This is a genomic window from Methylobacterium sp. CM6257, from assembly GCF_054611515.1.
The window spans coordinates 1,236,720-1,250,651 of record NZ_CM137735.1 but is presented as its reverse complement, the minus strand read 5'-3'; the positions used below and the strand labels follow the sequence as shown (position 1 = coordinate 1,250,651).

Genomic DNA, 13,932 nt, shown 5'->3' with positions numbered 1-13,932 from the left:
CCAGGAACCCCTGATCTGCAACACGCTTGTCCGAGGGCGCGTCCGGCGGCTTCGGAGACATCGTAACTTCTTCGATCGGACGCGCGGGATCCGGCCACGCGGTGCCGGGCTCCGTATCCTGAAGTTCCCCTCCCCCACCCCGCGAGGGGTGCGAGCGACGCCCAGGAGATCGCATGCGCATCGCCTTCATCGGTCAGCAGGATTTCGGCAAGGCCGTCCTGGAGGCGTTCCTGAAGCGAGGCGACGTGGTGGCCGGCGTGTTCTGCGCGCCCGAGAAGCCCGGTGCCAAGCCGGACGTGCTGAAGACCGCGGCCCTCGAGAAAGGCCTGCAGGTCTTTCAGTTCCCGAGCCTGAAGAGTCCGGAGGCGGAGGCGGCGATGCGCGGCCTTGAGGCCGATATCGGCATCATGGCCTACGTGCTGCAGTTCGCTCCGCAGAGCTTCGTCAACATCCCGAAGCACGGCACGATCCAGTATCATCCGAGCTTGCTGCCGCGCTATCGCGGCCCGTCCTCGATCAACTGGCCGATCGCGAAGGGGGATGTTCAGACCGGGCTCACGATCTTCCGTCCGACGGACGGTCTGGATGAGGGGCCGGTGATCCTCCAGAAGACCTGCCCGATCGGCGCGGACGCGACGCTCGGACAGGTCTATTTCGATAACCTGTTCCCGATGGGTGTGGACGCGATGCTCGAGGCCGCCGACCTCGTCGTGGCTGGCCGGCACATTGAGGTCGAGCAGGACGAAGGCGCCGCGAGCTACGAGGGCTGGTTCCGCTCGGCCGAGGCCGAGATCCGTTGGTCCGCCCATGCCGAGCAGATCTACAACCTGATCCGCGCGGCGAACCCGGCTCCCGGCGCGTGGACGATCCTCGACGGCAAGAGGCTCCAGATCTTCGACTCGTGCCTGCACCCGATGCGCCGCCTGGCAGACGTGAAGGGCAAACCCGGCGAGGTGATCGCCGTCGACGACGACGGTTTCAGCGTCTGCGCGCAAGGCGGCCGTATCGAGGTGCGCAAGGTGAAGCCGGAAGGCGGCAAGAAGATCTCGGCCGGCGAATTCGCCCGCGAGACTGGCCTCGCGGTCGGTCAGGTGCTCGGCCGCTGAGAAGGCGCGTCGGCGCCTTCCTGCGCGGGCTTCCGGCAGTTCAGCTTCGACCGGTCGCGTTGAGCCCATAGCCGCGAAATCGCTCGACCGTGGTCCCGATCTCGTGGTCGGACAGGATGGTCGGCGTGCCAACCTGAAGTGCGACCGCGTATTGCTGGCACAGCGTCTCCAGCTCGACCGCGAGCCAGAGCGCCTTCTCCAGGCTTGCGCCGGCCGCGATCATACCATGATTGGCCAAGAGGCAGACGTTGCGCTCCGAGAGCGCAGCGAGGGCCAGTTCCGAGAGCTCCGCGGTGCCGTAAGGCGCGTAGGGCGCGCAGCGCACGTTCGGCCCGCCGAAGGCCGCGAGCATGTAGTGCACGGCCGGGATCTCGCGCCCGCACATCGCGAAGGCGGTGCAGTAGACCGGATGCGCGTGGACGACGGCGCCGACCTCGGGCCGGGCAGCGAGAATGTCCCGGTGGAAGCGCCATTCCGAGGAGGGTTTCAAATCCGGCGGATGGGTGCCGTCGAGGGCCATCGTCACGATGTCGTCCGGGCCCATCCGCTCGGTGGGCACGCCGGAGGGCGTGATCAGAAGACCGTCGCGGAAACGCACCGAGACGTTGCCCGAAGTGCCGCGGTTCAATCCTTGCGCGTCGAGTCCGCGCGCCGCCGCCACGACGCTCTCCCGCGCGATGCGTTCGTCCGTATCCATGCCCGATCTCCGGAAGCTCCGGCTCCGGGTATGCAGAAGCCCGGCGCCGGTAAAGCCGGCGCCGGGCTCTTTTTGTCGTCGCGGTGACGGCTACTGGGCCATAACCGGCTCGAGGCTCGCCTCGGGCTTCTTGGTGTAGGCCGCGCGCATCGGCTTCAGCACGAAGAGCGCCAGCAGGGCGGCCAGGATGTTGAGCGCGGCCGCGGCCAGGAACACCGCGTGCCAGCTCCCGGTCATGGTCGTGAGCACGCTGGTATAGGGCACGATCAGCGCCGCCGTTCCCTTGGCCGTGTAGAGCAGGCCGGCATTGGTGGCCGCATATTTCGACCCGAAGGTGTCACCGCAGGTCGCCGGGAACAGCGAGTAGATCTCACCCCAGGCGAAGAACACCAGACCCGTGAGCAGCACGAAGGCGATCGGGTTCTGGCCCAGCTGGCTCAGCGCGTAGATCCCCAGCCCCTCAATCGCGAAGGACAGGAACATCGTGTTCTCGCGGCCGATATGGTCGGAGACCCAGCCAAAGAACGGCCGCGTCACGCCGTTGAGCACCCGGTCCAGGGTCGCCGCGAAGGTGAGCGCCGGCAGCGTGATGCCGAGCAGCGACACCGGCACGTCGGCGATCTTGAAGTCCTTGGCGATGGGGCCGAGCTGCGCGGTCGCCATCAGGCCGCCGGCGGCCATCATGACGAACATCGCGTACATCACCCAGAAGATCGGGGTGCGGACCATCTCGGAGGGCTTGTAGTCGCGCTTCGACTGGCTGACCCGCGCCACCTCCGGAACCTGACCCTTGACCGGCGCGCGCAGGAAGAGCGCGAGCAGCATCACGATCACGCCCTGCCCGATGCCGAAGTAGAAGAACGCGGCCTCGTAGCCCTGCGACTTGATCATGGCCTGGATCGGCACGACGGTCAGCGCCGAGCCGGCACCGAAGCCCATCGCGGTGATGCCGGCGGCGAGCCCGCGGCGATCCGGGAACCACTTCAGGGAGTTGCCCACGCAGGTGCCGTAGACCGCGCCCGCGCCCGTCCCGCCGATCGCGGCAGCGACGTAGAGCATGGTGAGCGAATCGGCATAGGAATTCATCACCCAGGCGACTGCGCAGAGCAGGCCTCCGAACAGGGTGACGATGCGCGGGCCGTATTTGTCGACGAACCAGCCCTCGATCGGCACCAGCCAAGTCTCGGTGACGACGAACAGCGTGAAGGCGACCTGGATCGCTGCACGGTCCCAGCCGTGACGCTCCTGCATCGGGTTTACGAAGAAGGTCCAGCCGTATTGCATGTTGGCGATCATGCACATGCACACGACGCCGAAGGCCAGCTGTAGCCAGCGGCCCCGACCTATCGGTTTTTGAATCTCGGACATACGCTTCCCTCCTAAGCAGTTTATTGTCGGCGTCTGTTCTCAGACGGTTTTTATGCCCTGATTGAACCCGGCTTGGCAGAACAAAGCGGCCGACGTCCGTCGAAAAATTCTTGACCGGCCGTCAAACAAAGTCTCGGGTCTTTCGGCGCTCGTCGGCCAAGCCAGCGCCGAATATCGAATGGTCGACGGTATGCCAGCAGGATCGTGCTGATATCGCCGAAGACTGTCAATCGAGCCTGCATAAAAATACAGGATTTGCGGATTGGATTAAATCGCAGGGCCGGACGTGCGGCAAATTCACGATCCGGCCAGCCGCGTTTTCGCGGCGCGCGGGTCGACGCGGGCGGGCCAGCGGTCACAGGTCTGTGGGACCCGCACGTGATAGACTAGGAACTGGAAAAGGTTTGGGTTAGTCCGCTTATGAGCGCACGACAGAGAACGCGTGCGAGAAATCATGCCTGTGAGCCGACTGGACGAGGGATGTCGAACTCCGAACCGTTGAGCGTTAAGCCGATCGTCGCCAGCTCCAGTCTCCGGACCTTGGCCTACGAGGCGCTCAAGACTGCCATCACCAACATGGACATCTATGGGCGTCCGGACGAGGTGCGCCTTGATGAGCGGAAGCTGTCGCAGGATCTCGGCGTGAGCCGCACCCCGGTGCGGGAGGCTCTCACCGTCTTGGAGCAGGAGGGATTCGTCCGCTCCGAGGCGCGGCGCGGCGTCTTCGTCATCAAGAAGAACAAGCGAGAAATCGTCGGGATGATCCACGCCTGGACGGCGCTGGAGAGCATGGCGGCCCGCCTCGCCTGTACCCGAGCTACCGACGCGCAACTCCGCTCGCTGCGAGAATCGTTCCCGGAGTTCTACGAGGGGCAACCGTCCGAGCATATCGACGAGTATTCGGATGCGAACATCCGTTTCCACCAGCGGATCATCGCCCTCGGGCATTGCGAGCCGATCGCCGAGCTGACGAGCAATCTTCTGATGCACGTCCGCGGGATCCGCAGCACGGCCCTGCGCCAAGGCGATCGGGCAGAGAACTCGATCCGCGAACACGTGGCTATCATTGCAGCCCTGGAGGCCAGGGATGCAGACCTCGCCGAACGTCTCGTGCGCCAGCATGGCCTCGGCTTGGCAGAACACGTCGACACCTACGGCGACTACCTGGACTGATCCGCCCCCAGCGGAAGCGGTCGCGGGCTCCGCTCTAAAGGGGAAAGGGGCGTGACTTCTCCGGACTGTTTTTGCCCTCCGCCCGAACGCGAGCGGGAGCGCGTCCTGCCGGACGAGCTCTCCGATGGCACGTTATCCCGCGGCGCGGGACGTTTCTTCTATCGGACACGGATGCGAGCCCCTTGGCCGTGAGGGATAGTCCGCGGGACGAGGCCTAGCGATGGCAAGTGCCATGGTCCGACCTACTCGGACTATTGGTCCGTGGACCGTGCGGCGGCACCAGTCCGGCTGCACTGCAACATCAAATTTGCTCTGGTTTCACGGCGAATTTCTTTTGGGCGCGCCTTCTAGGCGTATGTGAACGCCATCGTTCCAAGCAATCCGACTCCTCTCTTGCAGCCAATGCATGCGCGTAATGATTGTCATTCGCGGCTTGGCATACCAGTTTGCGGTGCGATATGGCATTTTTGCGCCGCAACATACAGGGCCGTTCAGCGACTCCGGACTGCCCAATGGTCGCCAGCTTCCTCAATTCATTTTCGTAGCGTTCGCAGCCTGTCAGGCCCTGCTGACCGTGACGCAGGCCGATTTCCTGAGCCCCGCCTCCGGCACCGGCCGCGCTCCGGTTAAGCTGGCCCATGATGTCGGCGGCGCCAAGCTCGCCTAAGAGTGGCCTTCTGGCGCGATCGCGCCGGAGAATGCGTAGGGTTAACGCTTTCCTCAAGGCTTCGCGATAAGGTCAACGGATCGTTGACCATGCGGGCGAGGAGCAACCGCGTTGGCCCTCGGCTCTCTTTCGCGCTTCTCGGACGGCCCCTTCGTCCTGCTGATCTCGGACCGACCGTCCGAACGCGCGGCCCTGGAACGGGCGGTTGCGCTGGTGATGAATTGCCGGGCTATCCCGGCTGGCGCGGCGGTGCCCCCGGGCCGTCCCCATCTTATCGTCTTGGATTTGCCCCCGACGCAGGCTGCCAAGCTGGAGCCGGCCCTCGTCTTCCACGGCCAGCCGGTCCCGCGCCTCGTTCTTGTCCGCGGAGATCCCCTGCCGGCTGCGCCGCATATGCGCCAGATTCCGGCTGCAGCCCCGCGCCAGCTCGTGCTGTCGAATGTCTTCTCGATGATCGAGGAGGCCACCCGGTCTGCTGAGACGCGCCAACGGAGATTGCAGGATCGCGTCGCCGGCGCCACCGCGATCGTCGCCGAGATGTTCGACAGCGCTGCCCTCGGGGCCGGGCTTCAGCGCGCCGATGTCGACCGAGGCACCGAACTGGTCCTGGCGGCTGTTTCGGAAACTGGCATCTCGGCTTGGCTCGCCGAGGTCTGGCGTCACGACATCGGCGTCTACCAGCACACGCTCGGCGTTGCCGGGCATGCCGCGACCTTCGGCGCCCAGATCGGGCTGAGCCGGATCGACCTCGGGCGGCTTGTCCGCTCCGCACTCCTGCACGACATCGGCAAGTCGCGCATCCCGACCGAGATTCTGAACAAGCCCGGACCGCTCAATCCCGAGGAATTCCGGCTCATGCAGCGGCATCCGGATATCGGCGCCGACCTGCTCCGGGCGCAGGGCGAGTTCGAGGAAGAGGTGATCGACGTGGTGCGTCACCACCATGAACGCCTCGACGGAAAGGGCTACCCGGATCATCTCGCCGGGGCGGCGATCAGCGACCTCGTGCGGATCGTGACCATCTGCGACGTATTCTCGGCGCTCACGGAGCGCCGAACCTATCGGCAGCCCGCCAGCGCGGCGGAAGCGCTGGCCATCATGGTCGACAGCACGGGTCACCTGGACCCGGATCTGCTGCGCGCCTTCGCGCCGGCTATGCTCGGAAGTGATGCCCTGGCGGCGTGACGGGTCAGAACCGTGGCTCGCCTGCCACGGACAACCGGAACCGTCCGCGGTGCGTCGGGGACGCCGCGCTTTCGCCGCAAGACAGCCGGAGGGAAGCGCGCGATTCCCTCAAACCGCGCCGCCCGAACCGTGTCGAAGCTGACCCTTGCCATCGCCGCCGCCGTTCCCCTTGCCCTCGCAGGGTGCGGTGGCCTCCCCTTCATTGCTGAGCAGACCGTTGAGAATGCGACGCAGCCGGCGGTGCTCGACGAGACGGCGGCTGCGGCGGCGATCTCGGCCTACCGGGTCCAACATGGCTTAAGCCCCGTGGTGGTGGACCCGATTCTGGTGAAGGCCGCAGCCTTCCAAGCCGGCAATAATGCCCGTCACGGGCAGCTTAGCCACGAGATCGGTGGCACCTTCACGTCCCGCATGGCTTCGGCCGGCTTGGCGAAATCCTGGGCCGCCGAGAATCTCAGCGCGGGCTCGGAGACGCTGGATCAGGTGCTCGCCCGCTGGAAAGCGAGCCCGGAGCACAACAAGAACATGCTGCTCCCGCAGATCCGGCGAATCGGGATCGCCCGCGTCGACGCCCCGGGGACGCGCTACAAGCGCTTCTGGGCGCTGGTGATGGCGGGCGGCTGAGCGGCCGCGTCACGCGTCAGCCGGCGCGAGATCGACGATTCGCAGCTGGGCCCGTTCCGCGCCGCGCCACCGGTCGCAGGACAGAGTGCCGGCAACGTGCATCTCCCGGCCGATGCCGTTCAGCAGGGCCACTCCGAGCGGGCGCTCGGCCGCCCGGAAACAGATCGCCCCTACGGCCTGCCCGTCCCGGCTACGCAGGCGCGCCCGGACATGACCCGACCCGACCACCGCCGCATCGACGAGGCGATGGCGACCGAGCGCGAAGAGCGGCTCGGGTGCACCCTGACCGAAGGGCCCTGCCCGCTGGAGCAGCCGGACCGTCTCCGCGGTCGCGCCCCCGGCGCTGAGGCCGCCATCGATCAGCAGGGCATCGGCCGCCCGCGCGACGGCGACGCTCGCGCTGAGAAGCATGCCCAGATGCGCCTCGAAGCGCGGGATATCTTCAGCCCGCACGGTGACGCCGGCTGCCATGGCATGGCCGCCGCCTTTGCTGGCGAGGCCGGCCGCGACGCAGGCGCGCACGGCCATGCCGAGATCGGCTCCGGCAATCGAGCGCCCGGAGCCGGTGGCGCTGCCGTCGGGCCGGATCGCGAAGGCGAAAGCCGGGCGGTTGAAACGCTCCTTGAGACGTGATGCGATCAACCCGACGACACCCGGATGCCAATCGACGTTCGCCGTCACGAGTATGGGGCGGGACGGATCCCGCGTCAGTGCGCGGTCCATCTCGGCTTCGGCCTCCATGACGGCCTGGGCCTCGATGGCCTGACGCTCCCGGTTGAGGCGATCGAGATCGGCGGCGATACGGGCCGCCTCCACGGGATCGGCCGTGGTCAGCAAGCGGGCGCCCAGGGCAGAGTCGCCGATCCGGCCTCCGGCATTGATGCGCGGGCCGAGCACGAAACCGAGGTGCCAGGCCTCCGGAGGCTCGCTGAGGGAAGCGGCGTCGAGAAGAGCCGCGAGGCCGGTCCGGCCGCGATGGCGCATCACCGTCAGGCCCTGCGCCACGAAGGCGCGGTTGAGCCCGACGAGCGGCACAACATCGGCAACTGTCGCGAGCGCCACGAGGTCAAGGGCGTCGGTCAGGCGCGGCTCGGATCGACGTGGACCGAAGAAGCCCTCTAGGCGCAGGGTACGATTGAGGGCGACCAGAGTCAGGAACACGACGCCGGCGGCGCAGAGATGGCCGAGACCCGACAGGTCGTCGAGGCGATTGGGATTCACGACGGCTCGAGCCGGCGGCAGCACCTCGGAGGCGGCGTGGTGATCGAGCACGATCACGTCGAGCCCCGATTTTTCGGCATCCTCCAGGGGACCGTGACCACTCGTGCCGCAATCGACGCAAACCAGGAGCGTCGCGCCTTCAGCGGCCAGCGTTTTGATGGCGGCTATGTTTGGGCCGTAGCCTTCCGTGATCCGGTCTGGGATGTGAATCGGCGCCTTCAGGCCGAGATCGCGCAGATAGCCCGCCAGGATAGCCGCGCTCGCCGCACCGTCGACATCGTAGTCGCCGAATACCGCCACGGTTTCGCCGCGTCGCACGGCGCGCGTAAGCCGCTGCACGGCTGCGTCCATGTCGAGCAGCGTGTCGGGGTCCGGCATCAGGTCGCGCAGGCGCGGCGCCAGATGGCGTGCAGCCCCCTCGGGCTCCACCCCGCGGCCGGCCAGCACCCGGGCCAGAAGCTCGGGCAGGCCATGAGCCTGCACCATCTTGGCGATCTGATTCTGTACGGCCCCGCTGGCACAACGCTCCTGCCAGCGCCGGCCGGTCACGGAGGCGGCAACACCCAGGAAGGGCGGCGAATCGGCGAGGAGCGGGGCGCAGGACACGGCTGTCATCCTACACGGGCGCGCGCCGAGAATCCCGGGCGTGGCCGCAACAGCGCTTCATGGATGGATTACCGCGGCGAAACGACAAAGGGCGGGCATCGCTGCCCGCCCCGCCGAACCATCCGAGGATGGACGGTTCAGAGTGACTTGAGAATGTTGTCGACGACTTTCTTGGCGTCGCCGAACAGCATCATGGTGTTGTCGCGGAAGAACACCTCGTTCTCGACGCCCGCGTAGCCCGAGCCCATGCCGCGCTTGATGAACAGCACGGTCTTGGCCTTTTCCACGTCGAGGATCGGCATGCCGTAGATCGGCGAGGCCTTGTCGGTCTTGGCCGCCGGGTTGGTGACGTCGTTGGCGCCGATCACGAAGGCCACATCGGCCTGCGGGAACTCGCCGTTGATGTCCTCCAGCTCGAACACCTCGTCGTAGGGCACGTTCGCCTCGGCCAGCAGCACGTTCATGTGACCCGGCATGCGGCCCGCCACCGGGTGGATGGCGTACTTCACGTCGACGCCTTCCTTCTTCAGCATGTCGGCCATCTCGCGCAAGCTGTGCTGCGCCTGGGCGACCGCCATGCCGTAGCCCGGGACGATGATCACCCGCTCGGCGTTCTTCATGATGTAGGCCGCGTCGTCGGCCGAGCCCTGCTTCACCGGCCGCGTCTCGACCTGGCCCGTGCCGGCCGCGGCGGTGTCGCCGCCGAACCCGCCCAGGATGACCGAGATGAACGACCGGTTCATCGCGTGGCACATGATGTAGGACAGGATCGCGCCCGAGGAGCCGACCAGCGAGCCGGTGATGATCAGCGCGAGGTTGCCCAGGGTGAAGCCGATGCCGGCCGCCGCCCAGCCCGAGTAGGAGTTGAGCATCGACACGACCACCGGCATGTCGGCGCCGCCGATCGGGATGATGATCAGACCGCCCAGAACCAGCGCGGCGATGACGATCAGCCAGAACAGGGCCTTCGACTCGGTGCCGATGAACAGCGCGATCAGCAGCACGAGGCCCGCGGCCAGCAGCCCGTTGATCAGGTGGCGCTGCGGCAGCAGGATCGGCTTGCCGGACATCCGCCCGTCGAGCTTGGCGAAGGCGATCACCGAGCCGGTGAACGTGATGGCGCCGATGGCCACGCCCAGCCCCATCTCGAACAGCGACTGCTTGTGGAAGTGGCCGTTCTCGATGATCCCGAAGGCCTGCGGCGCGTAGAGCGCCCCGGCCGCCACGAACACCGCCGCCAGACCCACCAGCGAGTGGAAGGCCGCCACGAGCTGCGGCATCGCGGTCATCGGCACGCGCTTGGCGATCACCGCGCCGGCGCCGCCGCCGATCCCGAGGCCGAGCAGGACCAGCACCCAGGCGCCGATCCCAGCCGGCGGATGGCCGATCAGGGTGGTCAGGATGGCCAGCCCCATGCCGACCATGCCGTACAGGTTGCCCTGACGGGAGGTGGTGGGGTGCGAGAGCCCCCGCAGCGCCATGATGAACAGGACGCCGGCGACGATATACAGAAGGGAGGAGACGTTCTCGGACACCGGCTCAGCCCTTCTTCTTGTACATGCCGAGCATGCGCTGCGTGACGAGGAAGCCCCCGAAGATGTTCACGCTGGCGAGCACGATGCCGATGAAGCCGAAGAACCGGGCGAGCCCGGTGCCCTTCTCGATCAGCGGGACGCCGACCGCCAGGATCGCGCCGACGATGATCACCGACGAGATCGCGTTGGTGACCGACATCAGCGGCGTGTGGAGCGCCGGGGTCACCGACCAGACCACGTAGTAGCCGACGAAGATCGCCAGCACGAAGATCGCCAGCCGGAACACGGTGGGATCGACCGCGCCGCCGGTGGCGGCGCTGAGCCCGTGGCCCATGCCGTCGGCGATGGCCTGGGCCTGGTCGGCGGCGTTGCGGGCGACCGCGGCCGCGGCGCGCGCGGCGTCGGCCAGCACGCGGGCCTGATCGGCCGCCTGATCGGGAGGAACGACGACGTTTGCCATGCTGGTTTCCCTCGCGATCGGATCAGGCGGCGCCGACCGCCGGCGCGGCGGTCTCGGCCTTCGGCTGGAAGGACGCGTGCACGACGGAGCCGTCACGCGTCAGGTTGGTGGCCTTCACCAGCTCGTCGTCCCAGTTGATGGCCAGCGCCTTCGTCTCCTTGTCGATCAGCGTCTCGACGAAGGCGTAGAGGTTGCGCGCGTAGAGGCTCGACGCGGTGGCGGCGAGGCGGCCCGGCACGTTGGTGTGGCCGACGATCTTCACCCCGCGCTCGGTGGTGACGACCTCGCCGGCCTTCGCGCCGGCGACGTTGCCGCCGCGCTCCACCGCGAGATCCACCAGGACCGAACCGGGCTTCATCGACGCGACCATCTCCTCGGAGACGAGCTTCGGCGCCGGACGGCCCGGGATCAGGGCCGTGGTGATGACGATGTCCTGCTTGGCGATGTGGCCGCGCACGAGCTCGGCCTGCTTCTTCTGGTACTCGGCCGACATCTCCTTGGCGTAGCCGCCCGCGGTCTCGGCCTGCTTGAACTCGTCATCCTCCACGGCGACGAACTTGGCGCCGAGCGATTCGACCTGCTCCTTCGTGGCCGGGCGCACGTCGGTGGCGGTCACGACCGCGCCGAGGCGGCGGGCCGTGGCGATGGCCTGGAGGCCCGCGACGCCGACGCCCATCACGAAGACCCGGGCGGCCGGAACCGTGCCGGCGGCGGTCATCATCATCGGCATGGCGCGGCCGTACTCGGCCGCGCCGTCGACCACGGCGCGGTAGCCCGCGAGGTTCGCCTGCGAGGACAGCACGTCCATGACCTGCGCGCGGGTGATGCGCGGCATCAGCTCCATGGCAAAGCCCGAGACGCCGGCCTCGGCCATGGCCTTGAGGGCGGTCTCGTTGCCGTAGGGGTCCATGATCGCCACGACCGTGGCGCCGTGCTTGAAGAGCGGCAGCTCCTCGGCGCCCGGGCGGCGGACCTTGAGGACGAGATCGGCGTCGCGGGCGGCGTCGGCGGCACTCCCGGCGATGCTCGCCCCGGCAGCCTCATATTCGGAATCGAGGATCCCGGCCTTCATGCCGGCGCCCGACTGCACCACCACGTCGGCGCCGAGCGCCTTGAACTTCTTGACGGTCTCCGGGACCGCGGCCACGCGCGGTTCCGCGGAGTCCGTCTCGGACAGCACAGCAATGCGCATGCGAGGTTTCCCCTGGATAAGCTCGGCCCTTCGAATGCGCGAACCGACGCGGCTTTTCGAGTGCGGGGAGCTGGGATGGGATGATGGAAAAGGGCCGAATGTAACCTGAGTCAGCTCGGCTCGACGGTCACGCGTCGAGAGCCCGCTCTGCTTCTCGCGAGCGGGCTCTTCCTCGAGACGGGCGGTGCCTCGACCGCCCCGACAAGGTTAGGCGAAGAAGAGGTAAAGAAGCAGCAGGATGCCGACGACGAGCGGTCCGCGCCAGCTGATGGCGGGAGCCAGGGCACCCACGGCCCCGGCCGCGCCCGCTACGATCACACCGAGGATCGCCAGAAGCCACGCTTCCCGGATGCCCCCGACGGCCAGGGCGAGCACCCAGCACACCACGACGCCCGTCGCGATCTCGACGAAGCGGACGAAGCCGCGGTAGGTCTGCTCGTGGGTCCCCGCGTCCATCGCCGGGCTGTAGGTGTGCCCAGCCACCGTGTCACTCTCAGCCATCGTGCGCTCGTTTCCCTAAGACGCGACTTCTTGCGGTCACGGTGGGATGTAGCTCAAGCGTTTACCTGCCGCAATCGGACGCACGCAAGTTGATCGCTCTCTCGGTGGATCTCCGAAGGGTTTCAGGCGGGCTTCGGAAGTCCCGCCTCAGAGAGGGCCCTGCCCTGCCGCTCCGTGAGCTTGTCGAGGGAGAAGTGCTCGATCTCGGCCTCGAACAACCGGTGGTAGTTAAGTTCGGACCTTAAGTGGAGGAATACCGCGCCGAGCCCCACGGCCGCACGATCCATAAACACGAATTCCTGCGGCACGGTCACGGGTCCGCGCTCCTTGAGGGCCTGATGCACTTCGAAGGCCTGGCGCCGGCCGTACTCGCCGGGCTTGACGCCGTCAGCTACGGTGCGGGTTCGGTCCTCCAGGAGGGGCCCGTAGATGAAGCGGGCCCAGATGTTCAGGATCTCGATCTTCTCCCGGTCGAGGTTCTTGAAGCCCCAGACCTCGTAGGCGTGGACAATGCGAGCATCGTCGTTCTCCAGAAGCCCGCGGTAGAGGTCCACGACCCCGCCGACGAATCGCGGGTGGAAGATCCGCACGCAGCCATAATCCAGCAGGTTGATGCCGGCAGCCTCGCCGTCCTCCGAGAAGACCGTGTAGTTGCCGAGATGCGGGTCGCCGTGAATCACCGCGGCTCGGCTGAACGGGTGCCACCACGCCTTGAACATCGACTGCGCGATTCGGTTGCGCACCTCGACCGGCTCCTCGGCGAAGCCCAGGATCTTGTCGCCGTCGAGCCAGCCCAGCGTCAGCAGGCGCTTGGTGGAGAGGTCCGGGAAGACGCGCGGGACGCGCACCGCGTCGATGTCCTTGAGCACCGCGCCGTAGAGGGCCGCGTGCTTGGCCTCGCGCTCGTAATCGAGTTCCTCACGGACCCGCGCACCGATCTCCTTAGCGATCTCGCGGGTGTCGAGCCAGGAATTCATGCGGCGATGCAGTGCGAAGGCGAGTTCGAGCTGCTTGAGGTCGGCTTCCACGGCTGACTGCATATCGGGATACTGGAGCTTGCAGGCGAGCCGCTCGCCGCTCTTGGCGGTGGCGCGGTGAACCTGACCCAACGAGGCCGCAGCGGCCGGCTTCAGATCGAAGCTGCCGAACCGTTCCTGCCAGCCGGGTCCCAACTCGGACTGCATCCGCCGCCGGACGAAGGCAGCGCCCATCGGAGGGGCATCGGCCTGAAGCTTCTGAAGCTCCGCGGCATATTCAGGCGGCAGCAGGTCCGGCACGGTGGCCAGGAGCTGGGCCACCTTCATGATCGGCCCCTTCAACCCCCCCAGCGCCTGGGCCAGAGCGGCCGCGTTGGTGGTGCCCTCCTTGCCGAAGAGCCGGGACATGGCCATGCGGGCGGCGACCCCGCCGACATTGGCGCCCACGCTGGCATAGCGCCCGGCGCGGGCGGAGAAGCGGTTGGCTTCGCGATCAGTCTCGGCCATCTCTCGATCTGCTTGTCTGCTGCTGCGCGGGAGATATGCCGCGCTTCAGCAGACACCAGGGGCATGGGTCCCTGCGCCGCGGGGATCAGGCGGGCCGGCACGCCCGGACGGGA

General features: G+C 67.3%; 13 protein-coding genes. 5 read left to right on the top strand and 8 right to left on the bottom strand.

The window, feature by feature from the left end; translation table 11 throughout:
- Positions 1 to 173: 173 nt before the first annotated feature.
- Positions 174 to 1,106, top strand: coding sequence for a methionyl-tRNA formyltransferase (locus tag ACYCO6_RS05980; protein ID WP_459770271.1), 933 nt, complete (start codon positions 174 to 176; stop codon positions 1,104 to 1,106).
- 40 nt (positions 1,107 to 1,146) lie between these two features.
- Here the strand turns inward: ACYCO6_RS05980 and ACYCO6_RS05975 are convergent, their stop codons facing one another.
- Positions 1,147 to 1,803: a class II aldolase/adducin family protein gene (locus ACYCO6_RS05975; RefSeq protein ID WP_459770267.1), complete on the bottom strand. Its 657-nt coding sequence runs from the start codon at positions 1,801 to 1,803 to the stop codon at positions 1,147 to 1,149.
- 90 nt (positions 1,804 to 1,893) lie between these two features.
- Complete coding sequence (gene oxlT, locus ACYCO6_RS05970; RefSeq protein ID WP_459770264.1) at positions 1,894 to 3,171, bottom strand: oxalate/formate MFS antiporter; 1,278 nt, start codon at positions 3,169 to 3,171, stop codon at positions 1,894 to 1,896.
- A gap of 480 nt (positions 3,172 to 3,651) precedes the next feature.
- On the opposite strand from oxlT, the gene ACYCO6_RS05965 reads away from it, so the two are divergent.
- The 4 genes from ACYCO6_RS05965 (at position 3,652) to ACYCO6_RS05950 (ending at position 6,820) form a co-directional block, all read left to right on the top strand.
- Positions 3,652 to 4,344: a GntR family transcriptional regulator gene (locus ACYCO6_RS05965; RefSeq protein ID WP_459770261.1), complete on the top strand. Its 693-nt coding sequence runs from the start codon at positions 3,652 to 3,654 to the stop codon at positions 4,342 to 4,344.
- A gap of 406 nt (positions 4,345 to 4,750) precedes the next feature.
- The gene (locus ACYCO6_RS05960) at positions 4,751 to 5,011 is read left to right on the top strand and encodes a hypothetical protein (RefSeq protein WP_459770255.1); all 261 of its coding nucleotides are present in this window, start codon (positions 4,751 to 4,753) and stop codon (positions 5,009 to 5,011) included.
- 111 nt (positions 5,012 to 5,122) lie between these two features.
- Positions 5,123 to 6,196, top strand: a complete 1,074-nt coding sequence (locus tag ACYCO6_RS05955; RefSeq protein ID WP_459770252.1) for an HD-GYP domain-containing protein — start codon at positions 5,123 to 5,125, stop codon at positions 6,194 to 6,196.
- Between the two features lie 129 nt (positions 6,197 to 6,325).
- On the top strand, positions 6,326 to 6,820 hold the full coding sequence (locus tag ACYCO6_RS05950; protein WP_459770250.1) for a CAP domain-containing protein: 495 nt from the start codon (positions 6,326 to 6,328) through the stop codon (positions 6,818 to 6,820).
- A 9-nt stretch (positions 6,821 to 6,829) separates the two neighbouring features.
- Here ACYCO6_RS05950 and recJ read toward each other — a convergent pair whose 3' ends face one another.
- From recJ to ACYCO6_RS05920, 6 genes are all read right to left on the bottom strand, one after another.
- Positions 6,830 to 8,656: a single-stranded-DNA-specific exonuclease RecJ gene (gene recJ, locus ACYCO6_RS05945; RefSeq protein ID WP_459770247.1), complete on the bottom strand. Its 1,827-nt coding sequence runs from the start codon at positions 8,654 to 8,656 to the stop codon at positions 6,830 to 6,832.
- A 128-nt stretch (positions 8,657 to 8,784) separates the two neighbouring features.
- On the bottom strand, positions 8,785 to 10,182 hold the full coding sequence (locus ACYCO6_RS05940; protein ID WP_459770245.1) for an NAD(P)(+) transhydrogenase (Re/Si-specific) subunit beta: 1,398 nt from the start codon (positions 10,180 to 10,182) through the stop codon (positions 8,785 to 8,787).
- A gap of 4 nt (positions 10,183 to 10,186) precedes the next feature.
- Positions 10,187 to 10,642 (bottom strand): proton-translocating transhydrogenase family protein, encoded by a 456-nt coding sequence (locus ACYCO6_RS05935; RefSeq protein WP_459770243.1) that lies wholly within the window; start codon positions 10,640 to 10,642, stop codon positions 10,187 to 10,189.
- 22 nt (positions 10,643 to 10,664) lie between these two features.
- Entirely contained in the window at positions 10,665 to 11,834 is a 1,170-nt protein-coding gene (locus ACYCO6_RS05930) for a Re/Si-specific NAD(P)(+) transhydrogenase subunit alpha (RefSeq protein ID WP_459770240.1), read from the bottom strand.
- Positions 11,835 to 12,041: 207 nt separating this feature from the next.
- Entirely contained in the window at positions 12,042 to 12,335 is a 294-nt protein-coding gene (locus tag ACYCO6_RS05925; RefSeq protein ID WP_459770237.1) for an aa3-type cytochrome c oxidase subunit IV, read from the bottom strand.
- A 122-nt stretch (positions 12,336 to 12,457) separates the two neighbouring features.
- Positions 12,458 to 13,819 carry an ABC1 kinase family protein gene (locus ACYCO6_RS05920; RefSeq protein WP_459770234.1) on the bottom strand — a complete coding sequence of 454 codons (1,362 nt, stop codon included), beginning with the start codon at positions 13,817 to 13,819 and terminating at the stop codon, positions 12,458 to 12,460.
- Positions 13,820 to 13,932: the final 113 nt, after the last annotated feature.

Excerpts from the sequence above, each read along its gene's own strand:
- ACYCO6_RS05980 (WP_459770271.1), top strand. The coding sequence starts at position 174 with ATGCGCATCGCCTTCATCGGTCAGCAGGATTTCGGCAAGGCCGTCCTG.
- ACYCO6_RS05975 (WP_459770267.1), bottom strand. The coding sequence starts at position 1,803 with ATGGATACGGACGAACGCATCGCGCGGGAGAGCGTCGTGGCGGCGGCG.
- oxlT (WP_459770264.1), bottom strand. The coding sequence starts at position 3,171 with ATGTCCGAGATTCAAAAACCGATAGGTCGGGGCCGCTGGCTACAGCTG.
- ACYCO6_RS05965 (WP_459770261.1), top strand. The coding sequence starts at position 3,652 with ATGTCGAACTCCGAACCGTTGAGCGTTAAGCCGATCGTCGCCAGCTCC.
- ACYCO6_RS05960 (WP_459770255.1), top strand. The coding sequence starts at position 4,751 with ATGCGCGTAATGATTGTCATTCGCGGCTTGGCATACCAGTTTGCGGTG.
- recJ (WP_459770247.1), bottom strand. The coding sequence starts at position 8,656 with ATGACAGCCGTGTCCTGCGCCCCGCTCCTCGCCGATTCGCCGCCCTTC.
- ACYCO6_RS05935 (WP_459770243.1), bottom strand. The coding sequence starts at position 10,642 with ATGGCAAACGTCGTCGTTCCTCCCGATCAGGCGGCCGATCAGGCCCGC.
- ACYCO6_RS05930 (WP_459770240.1), bottom strand. The coding sequence starts at position 11,834 with ATGCGCATTGCTGTGCTGTCCGAGACGGACTCCGCGGAACCGCGCGTG.
- ACYCO6_RS05925 (WP_459770237.1), bottom strand. The coding sequence starts at position 12,335 with ATGGCTGAGAGTGACACGGTGGCTGGGCACACCTACAGCCCGGCGATG.
- ACYCO6_RS05920 (WP_459770234.1), bottom strand. The coding sequence starts at position 13,819 with ATGGCCGAGACTGATCGCGAAGCCAACCGCTTCTCCGCCCGCGCCGGG.